General features: G+C 72.5%; 18 protein-coding genes and 1 tRNA gene. 7 read left to right on the top strand and 12 right to left on the bottom strand.

Going from position 1 to position 20,358, the window contains the following annotated elements; all coding sequences use genetic code 11:
* Positions 1-101: 101 nt before the first annotated feature.
* The 5 genes from QI554_RS17285 to QI554_RS17265 all read right to left on the bottom strand — a co-directional run bounded on the left by QI554_RS17285 (position 102) and on the right by QI554_RS17265 (position 2,986).
* A complete protein-coding gene (locus QI554_RS17285) occupies positions 102-926 on the bottom strand; it encodes an MBL fold metallo-hydrolase (protein WP_281470875.1) in 825 nt (274 codons plus the stop codon).
* A gap of 24 nt (positions 927-950) precedes the next feature.
* Complete coding sequence (locus QI554_RS17280; protein ID WP_281470874.1) at positions 951-1,787, bottom strand: NUDIX hydrolase; 837 nt, start codon at positions 1,785-1,787, stop codon at positions 951-953.
* A gap of 94 nt (positions 1,788-1,881) precedes the next feature.
* Positions 1,882-2,355: a RidA family protein gene (locus QI554_RS17275; RefSeq protein ID WP_281470873.1), complete on the bottom strand. Its 474-nt coding sequence runs from the start codon at positions 2,353-2,355 to the stop codon at positions 1,882-1,884.
* Entirely contained in the window at positions 2,352-2,510 is a 159-nt protein-coding gene (sp36, locus tag QI554_RS17270; protein WP_231773247.1) for a Sp36 family protein, read from the bottom strand. The genes QI554_RS17275 and sp36 overlap by 4 nt, the downstream gene beginning before the upstream one ends.
* 11 nt (positions 2,511-2,521) lie before the next feature.
* Entirely contained in the window at positions 2,522-2,986 is a 465-nt protein-coding gene (locus QI554_RS17265; protein WP_281470872.1) for an Lrp/AsnC family transcriptional regulator, read from the bottom strand.
* Positions 2,987-3,162: 176 nt separating this feature from the next.
* Between QI554_RS17265 and QI554_RS17260 the strand changes: the two genes are divergently transcribed.
* The 4 genes from QI554_RS17260 (at position 3,163) to bagB (ending at position 7,719) form a co-directional block, all read left to right on the top strand.
* Positions 3,163-4,032 carry a tryptophan 2,3-dioxygenase gene (locus QI554_RS17260; RefSeq protein ID WP_281470871.1) on the top strand — a complete coding sequence of 290 codons (870 nt, stop codon included), beginning with the start codon at positions 3,163-3,165 and terminating at the stop codon, positions 4,030-4,032.
* 73 nt (positions 4,033-4,105) lie between these two features.
* Positions 4,106-5,338: a kynureninase gene (gene kynU, locus QI554_RS17255; RefSeq protein WP_281470870.1), complete on the top strand. Its 1,233-nt coding sequence runs from the start codon at positions 4,106-4,108 to the stop codon at positions 5,336-5,338.
* Between the two features lie 198 nt (positions 5,339-5,536).
* Complete coding sequence (gene bagA / locus QI554_RS17250) at positions 5,537-6,484, top strand: ATPase BagA (protein WP_281470880.1); 948 nt, start codon at positions 5,537-5,539, stop codon at positions 6,482-6,484.
* Positions 6,481-7,719 (top strand): ATPase BagB, encoded by a 1,239-nt coding sequence (gene bagB / locus QI554_RS17245; protein ID WP_281470869.1) that lies wholly within the window; start codon positions 6,481-6,483, stop codon positions 7,717-7,719. Before bagA ends, bagB begins: the two co-directional genes overlap by 4 nt.
* 258 nt (positions 7,720-7,977) lie before the next feature.
* On the opposite strand, the gene QI554_RS17240 is transcribed toward bagB, so the two are convergent.
* Positions 7,978-8,304 (bottom strand): WhiB family transcriptional regulator, encoded by a 327-nt coding sequence (locus QI554_RS17240; RefSeq protein ID WP_281470868.1) that lies wholly within the window; start codon positions 8,302-8,304, stop codon positions 7,978-7,980.
* Between the two features lie 355 nt (positions 8,305-8,659).
* Between QI554_RS17240 and QI554_RS17235 the strand changes: the two genes are divergently transcribed.
* A complete protein-coding gene (locus tag QI554_RS17235) occupies positions 8,660-10,945 on the top strand; it encodes a transglycosylase domain-containing protein (protein ID WP_281470867.1) in 2,286 nt (761 codons plus the stop codon).
* Positions 10,946-11,039: 94 nt separating this feature from the next.
* Here the strand turns inward: QI554_RS17235 and QI554_RS17230 are convergent, their stop codons facing one another.
* Entirely contained in the window at positions 11,040-11,495 is a 456-nt protein-coding gene (locus QI554_RS17230; RefSeq protein WP_281470866.1) for a GatB/YqeY domain-containing protein, read from the bottom strand.
* 110 nt (positions 11,496-11,605) lie between these two features.
* On the opposite strand from QI554_RS17230, the gene QI554_RS17225 reads away from it, so the two are divergent.
* Positions 11,606-12,502, top strand: a complete 897-nt coding sequence (locus tag QI554_RS17225; RefSeq protein WP_281470865.1) for a metallophosphoesterase — start codon at positions 11,606-11,608, stop codon at positions 12,500-12,502.
* A gap of 73 nt (positions 12,503-12,575) precedes the next feature.
* Positions 12,576-12,649, top strand: a tRNA-Pro gene (locus QI554_RS17220).
* Positions 12,650-12,781: 132 nt separating this feature from the next.
* Here the strand turns inward: QI554_RS17220 and QI554_RS17215 are convergent.
* From QI554_RS17215 to QI554_RS17195, 5 genes are all read right to left on the bottom strand, one after another.
* Positions 12,782-13,405 (bottom strand): septum formation family protein, encoded by a 624-nt coding sequence (locus QI554_RS17215; protein ID WP_281470864.1) that lies wholly within the window; start codon positions 13,403-13,405, stop codon positions 12,782-12,784.
* 159 nt (positions 13,406-13,564) lie between these two features.
* Positions 13,565-14,293: a respiratory nitrate reductase subunit gamma gene (gene narI, locus QI554_RS17210; protein ID WP_281470863.1), complete on the bottom strand. Its 729-nt coding sequence runs from the start codon at positions 14,291-14,293 to the stop codon at positions 13,565-13,567.
* A complete protein-coding gene (gene narJ, locus QI554_RS17205; RefSeq protein WP_281470862.1) occupies positions 14,293-14,949 on the bottom strand; it encodes a nitrate reductase molybdenum cofactor assembly chaperone in 657 nt (218 codons plus the stop codon). Before narJ ends, narI begins: the two co-directional genes overlap by 1 nt.
* On the bottom strand, positions 14,946-16,535 hold the full coding sequence (gene narH / locus QI554_RS17200) for a nitrate reductase subunit beta (protein WP_281470861.1): 1,590 nt from the start codon (positions 16,533-16,535) through the stop codon (positions 14,946-14,948). Before narH ends, narJ begins: the two co-directional genes overlap by 4 nt.
* Before the next feature lie 3 nt (positions 16,536-16,538).
* Entirely contained in the window at positions 16,539-20,240 is a 3,702-nt protein-coding gene (locus tag QI554_RS17195) for a nitrate reductase subunit alpha (RefSeq protein WP_281470860.1), read from the bottom strand.
* Positions 20,241-20,358: the final 118 nt, after the last annotated feature.

Here is a 20,358-nt window from a genome sequence, read left to right as displayed (position 1 = left end):
GCCCCACGGCGACCGCCTGCCCCCCCCCGCCCCCCCCCCCCGGCGCCCCCCGGGGGGGGGGGCCCGGGGGGGGGCCCCCCCCCTCCGGCGTGTTCGGCCGGTCAGGCCGCGCCACGCTCGCGCAGGTAGTCCAGCTGGGCGCGGACCGACATCTCCGCCGCCCACCACAGGCCCGGGTCGACGTCGGCGTACACGCGTTCGACGACCTCGCGTGCCGTGCGGTCGCCGAGCGCCACGGCCTCCTCGACCTGGGCGAGCCGCTGCCTGCGGTGCTCCAGGTAGAACTCGACGACGCCACGCGCGTCGTCCAGCACCGGGCCGTGCGCCGGCAGGACCCGGCTGACGTCCCCGGCGTCGACGAGCGCGCGCAGCCGGGCCAGCGAGTCCAGGTAGGCGCCGAGGGTGCCGTCCGGGTGCGCGACGACCGTGGTGCCGCGCCCGAGGACCGCGTCGCCGGTCAGCACGGCGTCGTCGGCGGGCAGCACGAACGACAGCGAGTCGCTGGTGTGCCCCGGCGTCGCCACCACGCGCAGCTCCAGGCCGCCGGTGTCCAGCACGTCGCCGTCCGCCAGGCCCTCGTCGCCCAGCCGGTGCGCGGGGTCCAGCGCCCGCACGCCGCAGCCGGCCAGCTCGGCGAGCCGCGCGGCGCCCTCGGCGTGGTCGGGGTGGCCGTGGGTCAGCAGGATCTGCGCGACGCGCACGTCCTGCCGCTCGGCCTGCGCGAGCACCGCCCGCAGGTGGCCCTCGTGCAGCGGGCCCGGGTCGACGACCAGCGCCTCGCGGGCGCCGGGCTCCGCGAGCAGCCACGTGTTGGTGCCGTCCAGCGTCATCGGGCTCGGGTTCGGGGCCAGGACGCAGGTCGCGCGGGCGGTCGCGGGTCCGGCGACGACCTCGCGCGGGTCACCCGGAAGGCGGTAGGAGTCCATAAGCCGAGTGTCCCCGACCGGCCCTCAGGCCGTGCCGAAGGGGTCCGGGATGCCGGGCCACTCGATGATCAGCCGGTCGCCCTCGAAGCGCGGCTCGGCCATCGTCGGGGCCAGCGGCCGGTCGGCCGCGGCGGCCTGGGCGTCGGCGGGGGTGGCGTACGCCGACAGGTTCCGCAGCGTCTCGATGGTCGGCGGCAGCATGCCGAGCTCGCCCGCCTTGTGCCGGGCCAGCACGTCCACCGGGCGGGCCCACGTGACCCGGTCGGCCTCGCCGGACACGTCGCGGGTGAGCTGCCCCTCGGGCAGCGTGGCGACGAAGAACCACGTGTCGTAGCGGCGGTCCTCGAACTCGGGGGTGATCCACCGCGACCACGCGCCCAGCAGGTCCGAGCGCAGCACGAGGCCGCGCCGGTCGAGGAACTCGGTGAGGCCGAGCGTGCGGTCGACGAGCGCGGCGCGGTCGGCCTCCCAGTCGTCGCCGGTGGTGTCGGAGACGACGGAGTCGGTGTCCGGGCCGGCCAGCAGCACGCCGGACTCCTCGAACGTCTCGCGCACCGCCGCCGCGACGATCGCCCGTGCCTCGGCCGGGCCGGTGCCGAACCGCCCGGCCCACACCTCGGGCGCGGGGCCGGCCCACGCGACCTCGTGGTCGGCGTCGCGCGGATCGACCGCGCCGCCCGGGAACGCGTACATGCCCGCGGCGAACTGCATGCCCGCGTGGCGTCGCAGCAGGTACGCCTCGGGGCCGTCCGGGTGCTCGCGCAGCAGGACGACGGTGGCGGCGCGGCGCGGCTCGACGGGCACGTACTCGCCGCTGAGCACCCCGCGGGCGCGGGCGATCCAGGACTCCGGCATGGTCATGCGCGGATGCTACGCGGCGTCGAGACAATCCGACAGACCGTCAGGTTTTTGCCCCGCCCGTCGCGCTCGGGGGCGGACGGGCGGGGCCGCGGGGTCACACGACCTCGACGACGAGCTCCACCTCGACCGGGGCGTCGAGCGGCAGGACCGCCGCGCCGACCGCGCTGCGGGCGTGCCGACCGGCGTCGCCGAAGACCTCGCCGAGCAGCTCGCTGGCGCCGTTGATGACGCCCGGCTGGCCGGTGAAGCCCGGGTCGCTGGCCACGAAGCCGACGACCTTGACGACGCGGCGCACCAACGCGAGGTCGCCGATCTCGGCCTTGACCGCGGCGAGCGCGTTGAGCGCGCAGCGCTGCGCGAGGGCCTTGGCGTCCTCGGCGGTCACCTCGGCGCCGACCTTGCCGGTCATCGGCAGCTTGCCGTCCACCATCGGCAGCTGGCCGGCGGTGTAGACGTAGTTGCCGGTGCGCAGCGCCGGGACGTACGCCGCGACCGGCGCGGCGACCTCGGGCAGCGTCAGGCCCAGCTGCGCGAGCCGGTCCTCGGGGTGGACGAAATCCGCGGTCACGACTGCTTCTCCCGCTTGAAGTACGCCACCAGGTTCTCCGGGTTGGGGCCAGGCACGACCTGGACCAGCTCCCAGCCGTCCTCGCCGAAGGTGTCGAGGATCTGCTTGGTGTTGTGGATCAGCAACGGCGCGGTGAAGTACTCCCACTTCTTCATGGGACGGGACTCTAACGCGGCTCGGGGGAGTCGACGGCACGCCACGGGACGGGGCTCGACAGGACCATCGTGCTGGACGGCGTGCCGTGGTCGGCGAGCCGGTCGATCAGGGCCTGGAAGTCGTGCATGGTCGGGGTGGCGACCATCAGGAGGCAGCACGCGTCCCCGGTGACGCGGTGCAGCTGCAGCAGCTCGGGCCAGTCGCGGACCTCGTCCGCGTCGCGGCGCAGCAGGCACAGAGGGCCGTAGCAGTTCATCCGGACGAGCGCGACGACGCCGCGTCCGGCGGCGGCCGGGTCGACGTGCGCGTGGTAGCCGGTGATGACGCCGGCCCGCTCCATGCGCCGGACGCGCTCGGCGACGGTGGGCGGGGAGAGCCCGACGCGCCGGGCCAGTTCGTTGTAGGACGCGCGGGCGTCGCTCTGGAGCTCGGCGAGCAGCCGCCGGTCGGTCGCGTCGAGAGCCGTCGGGGGCATCGGCAGGACACCTTTTCGATCGACAGGGATAGTCGGCTTTTCTTTTCCCATCGTAAGACGATCGGGCGATATCGCCGTTGATCGCCCATTCCCTCCGGGTGGGGACCGGCGCTTCGATAAGGGCACCGCAAGGAGGTGGCTCGGCGATGGTCCGCGCAACGACTGATGCTGTCGGTATGTCCGGTGTGTGCCCGATGGGAATGGGCGGCGACGCCGCGGCCGACGCGCGTCCGCAGGGGCCGCGCACGGCCTACGCGGGCGCGCCCCCGTACGCCGACTACGTCGGCCTGGGCGAGCTGCTGAGCCTGCAGCACCCGCGCACCGAGGAGCCGACCGAGGTGTCGTTCCTCATCGCGTCGCAGGTCATGGAGCTGCTGTTCGCGCTGCTCAAGCACGAGTGGACGGTCGCGCGCGACCTGCTCGCCGACGACGAGGTCGTCGAGGCCAGCCGGGTGCTGCGGCGCAGCGTGCGGCAGACCGACGTCCTGGTGAACTCGTGGGACCTGCTGGCCACGCTGACCCCCGCCGAGTTCGGCGCGTTCCGCGAGGCGCTCGGCGAGGCGTCCGGGTTCCAGTCGCACCTGTACCGCGAGCTGGAGTTCCTGCTGGGGCTCAAGCGCGAGGCCGCGGTGCGCCCGTACGCCGGCGTGCCCGCCGTGCACGCCGAGCTGGAGGCGGCGCTGCACGCGCCGAGCCTGTACGACGCCGCGCTGGGCGCGCTGCACCGCCGCGGACTGCCCGTCCCGGCCGCGAAGCTCACCGCCGACCGGACCCGCCCCTACGAGGCCGACCCGGACGTGGAGCGCGCCTGGGCCGAGGTCTACGCGACCGGGACCAAGCACGCCGACCTGCGCGACCTCGGCGAGGCGCTGACCGACCTGTCGGAGCGCTGGACGCGCTGGCGCGAGCGGCACCTCGCCGCGACGCTGCGCGCGCTCGGCAACCGGCCGGGCACCGGCGGGTCGTCCGGCGCCGAGTGGCTGGAGCGGACCGTGCGCGACCGGGTCTTCCCCGACCTGTGGACAATGCGTACCGCCGTCATCTGACCCGCCGACCACGGCCGCCTCCGCCCGGGGCGGCCCGGACCGCCATCCGCCCCGGAGCGACGAGGACCCGACCGTGCCCGACACCTCCCGCGAACACGCCGCCGCACTCGACGCCCGCGACCCGCTCGCCGGGCTCCGCAAGCGCTTCCGCCTCCCCGAAGGCGTCGTCTACCTCGACGGCAACTCGCTCGGCGCGCTGCCCGACGACGTACCCGGCGCGCTCGACGACGTCGTGCACCGCCAGTGGGGCGTCGACCTGATCCGCTCGTGGAACGCCAACGACTGGTGGAACGCGCCGACCCGGGTCGGGGCCGCGCTCGCGCCGGTCCTCGGCGCCGCGCCGGACCAGGTGCTGTGCGGCGACTCGACGTCCGTCCAGCTGTTCAACGCCATGGTCGCGGCGCTGCGCATGCGGCCCGGGCGCACGGTCGTGCTGACCGACCCGGACAGCTTCCCCACCGACGGCTACCTGTTCGACTCCGTGGCCCGCATGTCCGGGGCCACCGTGCGCCGGGTCCCCCCGGGCGAGGTGGCCGGCGTGCTGGCCGCCGAGGGCGCGCAGGTCGCGGTCGTCGCGTACAACCACGTCGACTACCGCACCGGCGAGCTGCGCGACCTGCCCGGCATCACGCGCGCGGCCCACGACGCGGGCGCCCTCGTGCTGTGGGACGTGTGCCACACCGTCGGCGCCGTCCCGATCGACGCCGACGCGCACGACCTGGACTTCGTGGTCGGCTGCACCTACAAGTACCTGTCCGGCGGCCCCGGCGCGCCCGCGTTCCTGTACGTCGCCCGGCGCCTGCACGACGTCTTCGACCCGGCGCTCACCGGCTGGCACGGCCACGCCGAGCCGTTCGCGATGGAGCCCGGCTACCGGCCCGCCGACGGCATCTCGCGGGCCCGCATCGGCACCCCGCCGCTCCTCAACATGCTCGCCCTGGAGGCGGCGGTCAGGGTCTTCGCCGAGACCGACACGGCCGCGATCCGCGCCAAGAGCCTCGCCCTGACCGACCTGTTCATCGCCTGCGTGGACGAGCTCGGCCTGGAGGTCGCCACACCGCGCGAGCACGCCCGGCGCGGCAGCCAGGTCGCCGTCCGGCACGACGAGGCGCACCCGATCATGGCGGCGCTCATCGACCGCGGCGTCATCGGCGACATCCGGCCGCCGGACATCCTGCGCTTCGGCTTCAACGCGCTGTACGTCTCCTACACCGACGTCGTCGAGGCCGCGGCGGTGCTCGGCGACATCCTCGCGACCGGCGCGCACCGCGACCCGCGGTTCGCGGTCCGGGCGACGGTGACCTGATCCGCACCCCCACGCGCGCGTCGGCCGGTGTCGGCCCGTGCCCCGCGGCGGCCCGCCCGCCGCGTGACGCGGGTCACCCCGGCCGACCGCGCGCGGTTCGTCCCGGCGGAGATGGTTAGTCTCGACTGTGTGAGCCAGGCGACCCAGCACGACAGCCCCCGCGCGGCCGGCGCGGACACCGATTGGGAGGGTGTCCGCCTGCACGTGGTCAGCGGCAAGGGCGGCACCGGCAAGACCACCGTCGCGGCGGCCCTCGCGCTGGCGCTCGCGCACGGCGGCCAGCGGACGCTGCTGGTGGAGGTGGAGGGCCGGCAGGGCCTGGCCCAGCTCTTCGAGACCGCCGAACTGCCCTACGAGGAACGCAAGATCGCGGTGGCGCCGGGCGGCGGCGAGGTCTACGCGCTGGCCATCGACCCCGAGGAAGCGCTGCTCGACTACCTCGACATGTTCTACCACCTGGGCCGCACCGGTAAGGGGCTCAAGAAGCTCGGCGCCATCGACTTCGCGACCACCATCGCGCCCGGCCTGCGCGACGTCCTGCTGACCGGCAAGGCGTGCGAGGCGGTGCGCCGCCGGGTCAAGGGCGTGTGGGCCTACGACGCGGTGGTCATGGACGCGCCGCCGACCGGCCGCATCAGCCGGTTCCTCAACGTCAACACCGAGGTCGCCGGGCTCGCCAAGTTCGGGCCGATCCACTCGCAGGCCGAAGCCGTCATGCGCGTGCTGCGCTCGCCCGAGACCGCGGTGCACCTGGTCACCCTGCTGGAGGAGATGCCGGTGCAGGAGACCGTCGACGGCGTCGCCGAGCTGACCGGCACCGGGCTGCCGGTCGGCGGCGTGGTGGTCAACATGGCCCGGCCGCCGCTGCACGCCGACGACGAGACCGACACCGGCCGCGCGCTCAACGCCGAGCTCCTCGAGGCGGGGCTGCGCGCCGCGCGCGTGCGGCCCACCAAGGCGCTCGTCGCGGCGCTGCTGAAGGAGGCCGAGGAGCACGCCGGCCGGATCGTCCTCGAGACCCAGGAGCGCGCGACCGTGCGCGGGCTCGGGCTGCCGATGTACGAGCTGCCGCTGCTGGCCGACGGCGTCGACCTCGGCGGCCTGTACCGGCTCGCCGACGCGCTGCGCGAACAGGGGGTCGCATGACCGGCGTCCGACGCGGTGCCGAGCGCGCCGCGGACCGCACCACCGACCGCTCCCCGGCCGGCGGCCCGGCCCTGGAGGTCGACCCGCTGATCGACGACCCGGACACCCGCATCGTGGTGTGCTGCGGCTCGGGCGGCGTCGGCAAGACCACGACCGCCGCGGCGCTCGCGCTGCGCGCCGCCGAACGCGGCCGCGACGTGGTCGTGCTGACCATCGACCCGGCGCGCCGGCTCGCCCAGTCGATGGGTCTGACCGAGCTCGACAACACCCCGCGCAAGGTGCCCGGCGTCGACCGGACCAAGGGCGGCAGCCTGCACGCGATGATGCTCGACATGAAGCGGACGTTCGACGAGATCGTCGAACAGCACGCGGACCCCGAGCGCGCCCGGCAGATCCTCGAGAACCCCTTCTACCAGTCGCTGTCCTCCAGCTTCGCCGGCACGCAGGAGTACATGGCGATGGAGAAGCTCGGGCAGCTGCACGGCGGCGGCTCGTGGGACCTCATCGTCGTCGACACCCCGCCCAGCCGCTCCGCGCTCGACTTCCTCGACGCGCCGCAGCGGCTCGGCTCGTTCCTCGACGGACGGCTCATCCGCATCCTGTCCGCGCCCGCCAAGGTCGGCGGCCGCGGCGCGCTGAAGTTCCTGTCCGCCGGCGTCGGACTGATGACGGGCGCGCTCAGCAAGGTCGTCGGGACGCACCTGCTCAAGGACATCCAGACCTTCGTCGCGGCGCTCGACACCACCTTCGGCGGGTTCCGCAAGCGCGCCGACGCCACCTACAAGCTGCTCCAGGCCAACGGCACGGCGTTCCTCGTGGTGGCCGCGCCCGAGAAGGACGCGCTGCGCGAGGCCGCCTACTTCGTCGAACGCCTCGACGCCGAGTCGATGCCGCTCGCCGGGCTGGTACTCAACCGCGTGCACGAGACCCGCGCCGCCCAGCTGTCGGCCGAGCGCAGCGCGGCGGCCGCCGAGACACTGATCGAGCTGGCGTACGACCAGGAGGAAGGGGCCGACGAGCCCGCCGAGGACGGCCCGTCGGCCGAGGACCTGCGGCTGGTCGCCGGGCTGCTCACCCTGCACGCGGAACGGCTGCGGATGATCGGCCGGGAGGAGCGGGTGCGCACCCGCTTCACGTCGATCCACCCGGACGTGCCGGTGGTCGAGGTGCCGGCGCTGCCGGGCGACGTGCACGACCTGGAGGGGCTGCGGGCGATCGGGCAGCACCTGGCCTGAGCCGTGCGGGATCGACGCGGCATGGCGGTGCCGCGCGTGGTGCCCGCAGGTCGACGGAGGCCGTGGCGTACCGCACCGGCGCCGCACCGTGGTCCCCGAGCCGGGGCCTGACTCCCGGGCCCGGTGGACCAGAGGTGCGTGTCGGCGGTTCGCCGCGGTGCCGCCGCATCCGCGGGGTGGTGCCTTGTGGTGCTGTTGTTCGGTACTGCTGTGCGTGCCGGTGCCACACCGACCGTCACGCGGCCTTCTGAACGGGCGTCAGCCCGCGGCTCGCAGGCCGATGTTCTCGTGGTAGTCGGCGTGGATCTCCCGCTCGTACTCCTCACGAGCGGTCTCCAGGAGCCGGCGCCACGAGGTGACCGTCGGCCGGCGTCGGAGCAGCGCACGCCGCTCGCGTTCCGTCATACCTCCCCAGACCCCGAACTCGACGCGATTGTCGAGGGCGTCGGCCAGACATTCGGTGCGCACCGGGCATCCGGTACACACGGCCTTCGCGCGATTTTGGGCCGCCCCCTGCACGAACAGCTCATCCGGATCGCTGGCGCGACACGCGGCCAGGGCGTTCCAGTCGGTAACCCAGCTCATGCTGGTGCCGTCCTCTCCCGATTCGAGGCTCCCCCTACGGCGGCGACGGGAAATCCCGTTGCCAAGCAGGACGCTACGAAAAGACGGGCGCGCGCAACAGCCCCTACTGGGCAGTCATCAATGACCCGGACGGACTATGCGCAAATATGGGCCCACCCGTCCGGGTGAAAACTCTTGCGCGACCTGGGGCGATGCCGGCGGGCCGGATGCCGGGCGCGTGCCGGGTAGCTCCCGCCTTGGCCTGAATTCACTCGAAAGGGTGAACAAGGCGAGGGGAGCTGTCCCCCGGCTTCTGTTACAGAGTAGGCGAAGTCCCTCCGCCGTGCCGGAGGTTTCGCCACGTAGTCTTTGGCGCATGGCTCGTACCCCCTCCGGCAAATCCCGCCCCGGCTCTCCGGGTCGCCGCCCCGGGCGCCCGCCGTCCTTCATAGGCTTCTCCGGCAGGATCGCCGCGTTCATCGGAGCCGCGGTACTGGCGGGCGCGCTGCTCGCCGGCATCGCGCTGCCGATCGTGGGCGGGCTCGGACTGGCCGCGAAGGCCGGGGCCGAGAACTTCGACGACTTCCCGAACGAGCTCGAGGCGCCCTACCTGGCGCAGCCGTCGTACATCTACGACGCCAACGGCAACCAGCTCGCGATGCTGTACGACCGGTACCGCATCCTCGTCGGCATCGACCAGGTCGCCCCGATCATGAAGCAGGCGATCGTCGCGATCGAGGACTCGCGGTTCTACCAGCACGGCCCGATCGACCTCAAGGGCACGCTGCGCGCGCTCGTGAAGAACCAGTCGGGCGGCGACGTCCAGGGTGGGTCGAGCCTCACCCAGCAGTACGTGAAGAACATCTTCGTCGAGCTCGCCGGCGACGACCCCGCGAAGGTCGCCGACGCGACCAAGCAGGAGCTCTCCCGGAAGATCAAGGAGCTCAAGTACGCGATCGGGATGGAGCAGCGCTTCACCAAGGAGCAGATCCTGGAGAAGTACCTCAACATCATCCCGTTCGGACAGCGCGCGTTCGGCATCGAGGCCGCGTCGTACCGGTACTTCGGCAAGCACGCGAAGGACCTGTCGCTGCCCGAGGCCGCGCTGCTGGCCGGCGTCGTCAACGCGCCGACCAAGTACGACCCGATCGCCGCGCCGAACGCCGCCAAGGAGCGCCGCAACATCGTGCTCGCGCGCATGGCCGAGCTGAAGATCATCAGCCCGGCGGACGCGGACGCCGCCAAGGCCACCGAGCTCAACCTCAAGCCGCAGCCGCTCCCCAACGGCTGCATCGTCTCCGACAAGGTCAACGGGTCGGCGTTCTTCTGCGACTACGCCGAGCGCGTCGTCAAGAACGACCCGGTCTTCGGCAAGACCAAGGAGGAGCGCGACGCGCTGTGGCGGGCCGGCGGCCTGCGCATCAAGACGACGCTCGACCCGAAGATGCAGGAGGCCGCGTACAAGGCGGCCACCGAGGGCGTGCTGCAGACCGAGGAGGTCGCGGACGCGGTCGTGATGATCGAGCCGGGCACCGGGCAGATCAAGGCGATGGCGCAGAGCCGGCCGTACGGCTTCGACAACGCCGCGAACCAGACGGTGATCAACTACTCGGTGGGCAAGCCGATGGGCGGCTCCGAGCTCGGCTTCCAGCCGGGTTCGACGTTCAAGCCGATCACGGCCGCGGCGGCGCTGGAGGCGGGCTTCCAGGCCGGCCAGCAGTACACGACCGAGACGTACATCATGAAGTTCGACGACCAGAACTTCTCGACGTGCGACGGCAGCAAGGTCAAGGGCAACGGCTGGGACGGCAAGCAGGGCCTGAAGAACGAGTCGAAGACCGAGTTCGGCACCTACGACATGCAGACCGCGCTCGCCAACTCGATCAACACGTACTTCGTGATGCTCGAGAAGGACATGGGCATCTGCCCGGTCGCGACGCTCGCGCAGAACATGGGCGTGACACTCGGCAACGGCAAGCCGCTCGAGCAGGCGCCGTCCATGACCCTCGGCTCGCAGACCGTGACGCCGCTGAGCATGGCCAACGCGTACGCGACCTTCGCGGCGCGCGGCAAGTACTGCGCCCCGATCGCCATCACCGAGGTCACCCGCCTCGACGGCACCAAGCTGCCGGTACCGGGCGCGAACTGCCGCCAGCTGATCAAGCCCGAGAACGCGGACATAATCAACGCCCTGCTGGCCGGCGTCACCGAGCGCGGCACCGGCCAGAAGGTCGGCCTGAAGGACGGCCGCGACAACGCGGGCAAGACCGGTACCACCGACAAGAAGACGAACGCGTGGTTCGTCGGGTACACGCCGCAGCTGTCCACCGCGGTGTGGGTCGGCCACCCGCAGAAGCCGATCACGATGGAGCCCGACGACGGCCCGATCATGATCGGCGGCAAGCGGGTGTCGCCGGTGTACGGCTCCACGGTGCCGGGTCCGATCTGGAACAAGGCGATGACCACCGCGCTGGCCGGGCAGCCGAAGGCGTACTTCACGCCGCCGCCGGGCGGTGCCATCCCGCCGCCGGTCGACCAGCACCCCAAGCCGGCCGACCCGCCGAAGCCGGACGACCAGAACAGGCCGGGCGGTCCGGGTAACCCGGGTAACCCGGGTGGCCCCGGCGGCCCGGGCGGCCCGGGCAACCCCAACGGGCAGTAGCCGCACGGCGGTCCGCACAAAAGGCGCCGGGGGCGGTACGCGACTCGCGTACCGCCCCCGGCGTCGTGTTGCGGCCCCCTTCCGGGGGACGGGGTCAGGACCCCAGCTGCGCCTTGATCTCGGCGGCGATCCGGCCGCCCTCGGCGCGGTCCCCGACCTTCGGGCGCACGACCTTCATGACCTGGCCCATCGCGGACGGGCCCGAGGCGCCGGTCTCCGCGATCGCGGCCCGCACGATCTCCGCCAGCTCCGCGTCGCCGAGCTGCTGCGGCAGGTACTCGGCGAGCACCTCGCCCTCGGCGCGCTCGCGCGCGGCCTGCTCGGGGCGGTTGCCCTGGTCGAACGCCTCGGCGGCCTCGCGGCGCTTCTTGGCCTCCCGCACGACGATCTTCAGGACCTCGTCGTCGGACAGCTGCCGGGCCTCCTTGCCCGCGACCTCCTCGTTGGTCACCGCGGTCAGGGTGAGCCGCAGCGTCGAGGAACGCAGCTCGTCACGCGCGCGGATGGCCTCGGTCAGGTCGGCCTGGAGTCGGGTCTTGAAGGTACTCATGCCCCCAGTGTCGCAGCCGCCCCGACCGGCCCACACCGAATTAGCCGCCGGGCCGACGCACCGGACCAGCGGCTCCCCGCTCCGGGCCGACCTCTGGAACCATGGGAAGAATGCGAACGAAGTTTGCGCTGCCGCTGGGAATCGCCGCCACAGGGGCAGCCTGCCTGACCTACGCCGCCGCCTACGAGGCCCGATCCTTCCGACTGCGCCGCGTCGAGGTGCCGGTGCTGCCGCGCGGCATGCGCCCGCTGCGCGTGCTCCAGGTGTCCGACATCCACATGGTCTCGGGGCAGCGCAAGAAGCAGGACTGGCTGCGCCGACTCGCGGCGCTCAAGCCGGACTTCGTCCTCAACACGGGCGACAACCTGTCCGACCCCGAAGCCGTCCTGGAGACCCTGGACGCCCTGGCGCCGCTCGCCGAGCTGCCCGGCGCGTACGTCTTCGGCTCCAACGACTACTTCGGCCCCCGCCCCAAGGACCCGACCAGCTACCTGCGCCCCGACGACGGCACCCGCCGGCACGGCCCCGAGAACCCGTGGCAGGACCTGCGCGACGGCTTCGACCGGGCCGGCTGGGTGAACCTCAACAACGCGCGCGGCCGCCTCAAGCTCGACGGCCTGGAGATCGAACTCGTCGGCCTCGACGACCCGCACATCGACCGCGACCGCTACGAGCTCGTCGCCGGCGGCCCGGACCGCGGCGCCCAGCTGTCCCTCGCCGTCGTCCACGCCCCCTACCGCCGCGCGCTGGACGCCTTCACCGCCGAGGGCTACCCCCTGGTCATCGCGGGCCACACGCACGGCGGCCAGGTCTGCGTCCCCTTCTACGGCGCCCTGACCACCAACTGCGACCTGGACCGCAAGCGCGCCAAGGGCCTGTCCCGCTACGCGTCCGCCGGCAACGAGACCTACCTCCACGTCTCCGCCGGCTGCGGCACCTCCCGCTACGCCCGCTTCCGCTTCGCCTGCCCCCCGGAGGCCACCCTCCTCACCCTGACCCCCGCCTGACCTGCGCTTTCCCGCCGCCGTAAACCGGATTTCGTCCCAGCCCCCAGGTCCGCTAAGCTAAACGCGCATCAAACGGGGTGTGGCGCAGCTTGGTAGCGCGCTTCGTTCGGGACGAAGAGGTCGTGGGTTCAAATCCCGCCACCCCGACGTTTGATACACAGGTCGAAGGCCTGGTCCGCACTGCGGACCAGGCCTTCGTCGTTGTCGCGTGTCTGCGCGGGTGACCGCCGCCGGGTTTTTTCCGGGCCGGCCGCGGGGGGCGGCCGGCCCGGGGTGGGGTTACTTGAGCTTGCCGGTGATCTTGGCGTTGTCCTTGCGGTGGACCATGCAGGACAGCGTGCGGTCGTTGGCGTTGAGCCACGAGTCGGCGGTCGGGTAGTTCTTGATGATCCCGAAGTCGGCCGGGGCCGCCTGGCGGGCCACGACGGGGTCGGCGATCTGGTGGCACTTGTCCGAGGTGTCCTTCTCGTACGTGAAGGAGGTCGGCGACTGGTTGGCCGCCAGCGTGGCGACGCCGACGACCTCGGCGTCGTGGGGGCCGGCGCAGTCGGTCTTCTCGGAGCGGTCGGCGAGCTGGTTGACGCAGTCGCCGGTCTTGAAGTCGTTCATGCCGACCTTGCGGGTGTCGCCGGTCGAGGTGCCGGACGACGGCTTGGCCGCCGTGCCGCCCGCGGGGCTCGACGCGGTCGCGCCCGGGGATCCGGCGGGCTTGCCGGAGGACGCGGCGGGTGCGGCGGGGGCGGTCGGGGCGGCGGGGGCGCTCAGCACGGTGGACGGGGTCGGGCTCCCGGCGCCCTTCTTGTCCTTGTCGTCGTCCGTGCCGAGGCAGCCGGTGAGGGCGGTCGCCGCGAACAGCCCGGCCGCGGCGGCGGCGGATATCCGGAGGGCACGGGAAGAACGCATGGGGTACCGACCTTTCGAGGCAGCGCATGGGGGGACGTGCGGCCCACGGACCGCGCCCGACGATCATGCCGCCTCGCCGCGCCTGCCGTCGGTCCGCGTCCCCCGGCGGGGGCTCACGGTGCGCGGGGCAACCGCGGGGCCGGAACGGGGCCCCTGCCGTCAGCGCTGGCCGATGCGCTCCCAGCCGCGCCGGTCGGGGCGGGTGGCCAGGTCGTGCGGGTCGCGGGACCGGTAGACGATGTAGGGCCGGAACAGGTACTGCACGGGCGCGCTGAACATGTGGACGAGGCGCGTGAAGGGCAGCAGCGCGAAGAGGACCATGCCGACGACGGCGTGGACCTGGAACGCGACAGGCGCGTCGGCCATCAGGCCGACCTTCGGGTCGAGCGTGAACAGGCTGCGCGCCCACGGCGCGATGGTGTCGCGGTAGTCGTATCCGGTCTCGATACCGGCGTGTGTGAGCTTGGCGACCAGGCCGAGCACGATCGCGGCGACGAGCACGGCGTACATGAGCTTGTCGTTGCGGGTGGTGGCGCGGAAGACCGGCGCGTAGCGGCGGCGCCGGTAGATGAGCATGCCGATGCCGACGACCGCGAGCGCGCCCGCGGCGGTTCCGGCGAACAACGACAGCAGGTTGTAGGCGTGTTCGTCGAGGCCGAGGGCGTCGGTCCAGGAGGACGGGACGAACAGGCCCATGAGGTGGCCGAGGAGGACGAACAGGATGCCGTAGTGGAACATCGGCGAGGCGATGTTGAGGATGCGGGACTCGTAGCTCTCGGACGAGCGGGTCGTCCAGCCGAACTGGTCGTAGCGGTAGCGCCAGGCGAGGCCGGTGACCAGCACCCCGAAGACGACGTACGGCAGGGCGCCCCACAGGAAGGTGTCCATCAGCGGTCTCCGGTGACGACGGGGAGCAGGCCCAGGTGTGCGTACGGCGGCAGCCCGTCCAGCCCGACGGTCTCGCGCGCCGGCCCCGCGGCGGCCAGGGCTCGGGCCTCGGCGCGGTCCTTCGGCGAGGGCCCGGGCAGGGTCGCGCAGACCGCGTCGAGGACGCGCGCGTACGGGGTGCCGGCCTCGGTCAGGGCGATGCGCAGCAGTTCGAGCCCGGCGCGGTGCGCGGTGAGCAGTTCCGCCGAGCCGGTCGCGGCGGTGAACTCGAGGACGGCGGGCAGGAAGTCGGGCAGTTCCTCGTCGGTGTAGTCGAGGCCGTGCTCCTGGTAGGCGGTCTTGAACGCGACGAGGGAGGCGCCGCGCCGCCGGGTGTCGCCGTCGGTCCACCAGGTCAGGTAGAGGCTGTGCCGGTCCTTGAAGTCGAAGACGTCGACGTAGTGGAGGGCCAGGTCGGCGGCCGGGTGTGCGGCGGCGTGGTCGAGGAACGCGTGGAGCGGGGCGCCCGCGGGGTCCGGTGCGTGGGCGAGTGCCGCGCGCAGCAGCGGGATTCGGGCGTGCCACGTCTCGTCGTCGGGGTAGACGAGGCAGTGCGCGGCGGCCTGGTGCAGGACGCGGGCGCTGTGCCTGAGGGAGGTGCGGGCGGCGGGTTTCACGCGTCCTCCTCGCGGTCGGCGGTCTGCCGGCGGCGGGCGGCGTGGAAGTTCTCGATGGTGACCAGGGGCAGCGACGCGCGTCCCGAGTCGTCGCCGAAGGGGCCGGTCATACCGGGGCCGCCGTCGTAGTCGAGGCTGCAGCCCTCCGCGAGCGCGGACTCCTCCAGGGAGCGCGCGTCGGCGACGGCGGCGGTGGGGATGACGTAGCGCTCCTCGTACTTGGCGATGGCGAGCAGCCGGTACATCGCCTCGACCGCCTCGGGCTCCATGCCGACCGCCGCGGGGACGGACGTGTCGGGGACGCGCCCGAGGTTGACGTCGCGCATGAACGACCGCATGGCGGCGAGCTTGTCCAGCGCGGCGCGCACCGGCAGCACGTCGCCGGCGGTGAACAGCTCGGCGAGGTACTCCAGCGGGATGCGCAGCGCGTCGATGGCGCCGAAGAGGTTGCCGGCCGCCTCGCCGTCGTGCCCGGACGCGCTGACGGCCTCGACGACCGGGGACAGCGGCGGGATGTACCAGACCATCGGGAGCGTGCGGAACTCCGGATGCAGCGGCAGCGCGACCTTGTAGGTGCGGATGAGCGCGTCGACCGGGGAGCGGCGGGCGGCCTCCAGCCACTCGTGCGAGATGCCGTCGCGTTCGGCGGCCCGGCGCACCTCGGGGTCGGCGGGGTCGAGGAAGATCCCCAACTGGGCCTCGTACAGCGCCTTGTCGTCGCGGACCGCGGCGGCCTCGGCGACCTTGTCGGCGTCGTAGAGCATGACGCCGAGGTAGCGCAGCCGTCCCACGCACGTCTCCGAGCACACGGTCGGCAGCCCGACCTCGACGCGCGGGTAGCAGAACGTGCACTTCTCGGCCTTGCCGGTCTTGTGGTTGAAGTAGACCTTCTTGTACGGGCAGCCGGTGACGCACTGCCGCCAGCCGCGGCACCGGTCCTGGTCGACCAGCACGATGCCGTCCTCGACGCGCTTGTAGATCGCGCCGGACGGGCACGCGGCGACGCAGCCCGGGTTGAGGCAGTGCTCGCAGATGCGCGGCAGGTAGAACATGAACGACTGCTCGAAGTCGAGGCGGACGCGCGCGCCGACCTCGTCGCGGAGCTTCCGCACCACCGGGTCGTCGCCGAGGAGTTCGGGGCCGCCGCCGAGGCTGTCGTCCCAGTTGGCACTCCACTCGATCGCCATCGGCTCGCCGGAGATCAGCGAGCGCGGCTGCGCGACCGGGTAGTCGTCGCCGAGCGGGGCCTCGGTGAGGTCCTTGTAGTCGTACGTCCAGGGCTCGTAGTAGTCCTTGATCTCCGGCAGCACGGGGTTGGCGAAGATCTCGGCGAGCTTGCGCACCCGCCCGCCCTGGCGGAGCTTGAGCCGGCCGCGCTTGGTGAGCTCCCAGCCGCCGCGCCAGCGGTCCTGGTCGGACCAGCGGCGCGGATAGCCCAGGCCGGGCCGGGTCTCGACGTTGTTGAACCAGACGTACTCCATGCCCTGCCGGTTGGTCCACGTCTGCTTGCAGGTGACCGAGCAGGTGTGGCAGCCGATGCACTTGTCGAGGTTCATCACCATCGCGATCTGGGCCATGACGCGCACGGGTCAGTACTCCACGTTCTGCGCTCGGCGGCGGATCACGGTGACCTCGTCGCGCTGGTTGCCGGTGGGTCCGAGGTAGTTGAACGCCCACGTGAACTGGGCGTAGCCGCCGATCAGGTGGCTGGGCTTGAGGAGCAGGCGGGTGAGCGAGTTGTGGATGCCGCCGCGCTTGCCGGTCGTCTCGGCCTTGGGCACGTTGACGGTGCGCTCCTGGGCGTGGTGCATGTAGACGGTGCCGGCGGGCATGCGGTGCGAGACGACGGCGCGGGCGACCACGACGCCGTTGCGGTTGACCGCCTCGATCCAGTCGTTGTCCTTGACGCCGACCGCGGCGGCGTCCTCCACGGACATCCAGATGAGCTGGCCGCCGCGGGAGAGCGACAGCATGAACAGGTTGTCCTGGTACTCGGAGTGGATGGACCACTTGTTGTGCGGGGTCAGGTACCGGACGGTGACCTCGCGCCGCCCGTCGGCGCCGAGCCGCGGTTCGCCGAAGAGCCGGTGCATGTCCAGCGGCGGCCGGTAGACGGGGAGGGCCTCGCCGAGTTCGTGCATCCAGTCGTGGTCGAGGAAGAAGTGCTGGCGGCCGGTGAGGGTGTGCCAGGGCTTGAGGTGCTCGACGTTGATGGTGAACGGGCTGTAGCGGCGGCCGCCGCTCTCGCTGCCCGACCACTCGGGCGAGGTGATGACGGGCACCGGGGCGGCCTGCGTGTCGGCGTACGTGATGCGCTTGCCCTCGTGCTCGGCGGCCAGGTGCGCCAACTCGCGGCCGGTGCGCGCCTCGAGCGTCTGGAAGCCCTGGACGGCGAGGCGCCCGTTGGTGGTTCCGGACAAAGCGAGGATGGTGTCGCACATCTTCACGGCGGTGTCGAGCGCGGGCCGGCCGTCGGCGACGCCGCCGCGCACGACGCCGTTGCGTTCGCGCAGGTCCTCGACCTCGCGGTCGGGGTGCAGCGCGATGCCCTTGGCGGGCAGGCCGAGCTTCTCGGCGAGCGGGCCGAGCGAGAGCATCTTGGCGTACACGGCCGGGTAGTCGCGTTCGACGACGGCCAGGTTCGGCATGGTCTGCCCGGGCAGCGGCGGGCACTCGCCCTTGCGCCAGTCGAGGGCGACGCCGCCGGGCTGGGCGGTCTCGCCGCCGGGAGTGTCGTGCTGGAGCGCGGTGGCCACCAGGTCGCGGCGCACGCCGAGGTGTCCGACGGCCAGTTCGCTGAACCGGCGGGCGATGTCGTGAAACGCCTCGACGTCCGTACGGGTCTGCCACGGCGGGTCGACGGCGGGCGTGAAGGAGTGCACGTAGGGGTGCATGTCGGTGGACGACAGGTCGGCCTTCTCGTACCAGGTGGCGGACGGCAGGGTGACGTCCGACAGCAGGGTCGTGGAAGTCATGCGGAAGTCCAGCGACAGCAGCAGGTCGAGCTTGCCCTCGGGTGCCTCGTCCCGCCACACCACGTCGCGCGGGCGCACGTCCTCTGGGGCCTCCTCGGCGCGCAGGCTGTGGTGCGTGCCCAGCAGGTGCTTGGCGAAGTACTCGGCGCCTTTCGCGGACGAGCCGAGCAGGTTGGCGCGCCACACCGTCATGACGCGCGGCCAGTTCTCCGGCGCGTCGGGGTCCTCGCACGCGAACTTCAAGGTTCCGGCCTGCAGTTCCGCGACGGCGGAGGCGACCGGGTCGTCGTCGCCGTCGCCGCCTTCGCCGAGCGTGAGCGGGTTGCGGTCGAAGGTGGGGTACGACGGCATCCAGCCCATCCGCGCGGCCGCCGCCATACAGTCCGCGCCGGTCATGCCGGCCAGCCGCCCGGTGCCGAGCGGCGAGGTGAGGACGTCGGCGCTGAACCGGTCGTAGCGCCACTGGTCGGTGTTGACGAAGAAGTAGCCGGTGCCGATCATCTGGCGCGGCGGCCGCGACCAGTCGGCCGCGCCCGCGAGGGTCTGCCAGCCGGTGACGGGGCGGCACTTCTCCTGGCCGACGTAGTGCGCCCAGCCGCCGCCGTTGCGGCCCTGGCAGCCCGTGAGCTGCAGCAGGGCCAGGAACGCACGGTAGATGATGTCCGAGTGGAACCAGTGGTTCGTGCCGGCGCCCATCAGGATCATGCAGCGGCCGCGGCTCTCCTCCGCGGTGCGCGCGAACTCGCGGGCGATGCGCGTGCAGGTGGCGGCGGGGACCGAGGTGTGCGCCTCCTGCCAGGCGGGCGTGCCGGGGGTCTCGGCGTCGTCGTAGGAGGCCGGCCACGCGCCGGGCAGTCCGTCGCGAGCCACGCCGTACTGCGCGAGCAGCAGGTCGAACACCGTGGTGACCAGCGGTCCTTCGTGGCCGCCGAGGTGCGTCGCGGGCACGCCGCGGCGCACCACGTCGCCGCGGCCCTGGCCGTGCGTGCCGCCCTCGGTGTCGAAGCGCGGCAGCAGCACCTCGGTCGGCGCCGCGAACTCCTGCCCGTACAGGGACAGGTGCGGGGTGACGCCGTCCAGGTCGAGGTTCCACTTCCCGGCCCCCGACTCGGTCCAGCGGAAGCCGAGCGAGCCGTTGGGAACTGCGGGCAGGCCGGTCGCCGCGTTCAGGACGACGGTCTTCCACGCGGCGCCTTCGCTGGTGTCGCCGAGGTCGGTGGCGCGCAGGAACTTGTCCGGTACGTACGCCCCGTCGCGTTCGGTGAGGGTGACCAGGAACGGCAGGTCGGTGTACTTCGCGACGTAGTCCGTGAAGAACGGCACCTGCCGGTCGACGAAGCACTCCTTGAGGACCACGTGCCCCATGGCGATCGCGAGTGCCGCGTCGGTGCCCGGGTGCGGGTGCAGCCATTCGTCGGCGAACTTGGCGTTGTCGGCGTAGTCGGGCGCGACGACCACGACCTTCTGGCCTCGGTAGCGGGCCTCGGCCATCCAGTGCGCGTCGGGTGTGCGGGTGACCGGGACGTTCGAGCCCCACATCATCAGGTAGGCGGCGTCCCACCAGTCGCCCGACTCCGGCACGTCGGTCTGGTCGCCGAACACGTGCGGGGACGCCACCGGCAGGTCGGCGTACCAGTCGTAGAACGACAGCATCGGCGCGCCGATCAGCGAGTGGAACCGGGTTCCGGCCGCGTGCGACGCCATCGAGAACGCCGGGATCGGCGAGAAGCCGACCAGGCGGTCCGGGCCGTGCTCCTTGATCGTGTGGACGTACGCCGCGGCGACGATCTCGACGGCCTCGTCCCAGCCTGCTCGGACCAGGCCGCCCTTGCCGCGCGCCCGCTGGTAACGGCGCCGGCGTTCGGGGTCGTTCTGGATGTCGGCCCAGGCCAGCACGGGGTCGCCGAGTCTTGCCTTCGCCTCGCGGTACATGTCGAGGAGGACGCCGCGGATGTAGGGGTAGCGGACGCGGGTGGGCGAGTAGGTGTACCAGGAGAACGCGGCACCGCGGGGACAGCCGCGCGGCTCGTACTCGGGGCGGTCCGGGCCGACGGAGGGGTAGTCGGTGGCCTGGGTCTCCCAGGTGATGATGCCGCTCTTGACGTAGACCTTCCATCGGCAGGAGCCGGTGCAGTTCACTCCGTGGGTGGAGTGGACGACCTTGTCGTGGCTCCAACGGTCCCGGTAGAACACGTCGCCCGCGCGGCCGCCGGTGCGGATCTCGCTGTGCAGGTCGGGGGACGCGGTGCCTGGGCGGAAGAAGCGGCCGGCCTTGAGGAGGAGCGCGTCCGGCTCGGTCGTCGGCTGCTCTGGCACGCGGTCTCCTCTGAGATGATGAAACCGCACAAAACGCACGATTAAGGACGACAAGCGGGAGCATAGGCCGGACGGGGCTGGTGTCGGGGCGTGCCACGCCGAGCCTTTGGCTGCGCCT

The sequence above is a fragment of the Yinghuangia seranimata genome, assembly GCF_029953285.1.
Lineage (GTDB): Bacteria > Actinomycetota > Actinomycetes > Streptomycetales > Streptomycetaceae > Yinghuangia > Yinghuangia seranimata.
The sequence above is the reverse complement of the archived record's forward strand: the minus strand, read 5'-3'. Positions and strand labels throughout refer to the sequence as shown.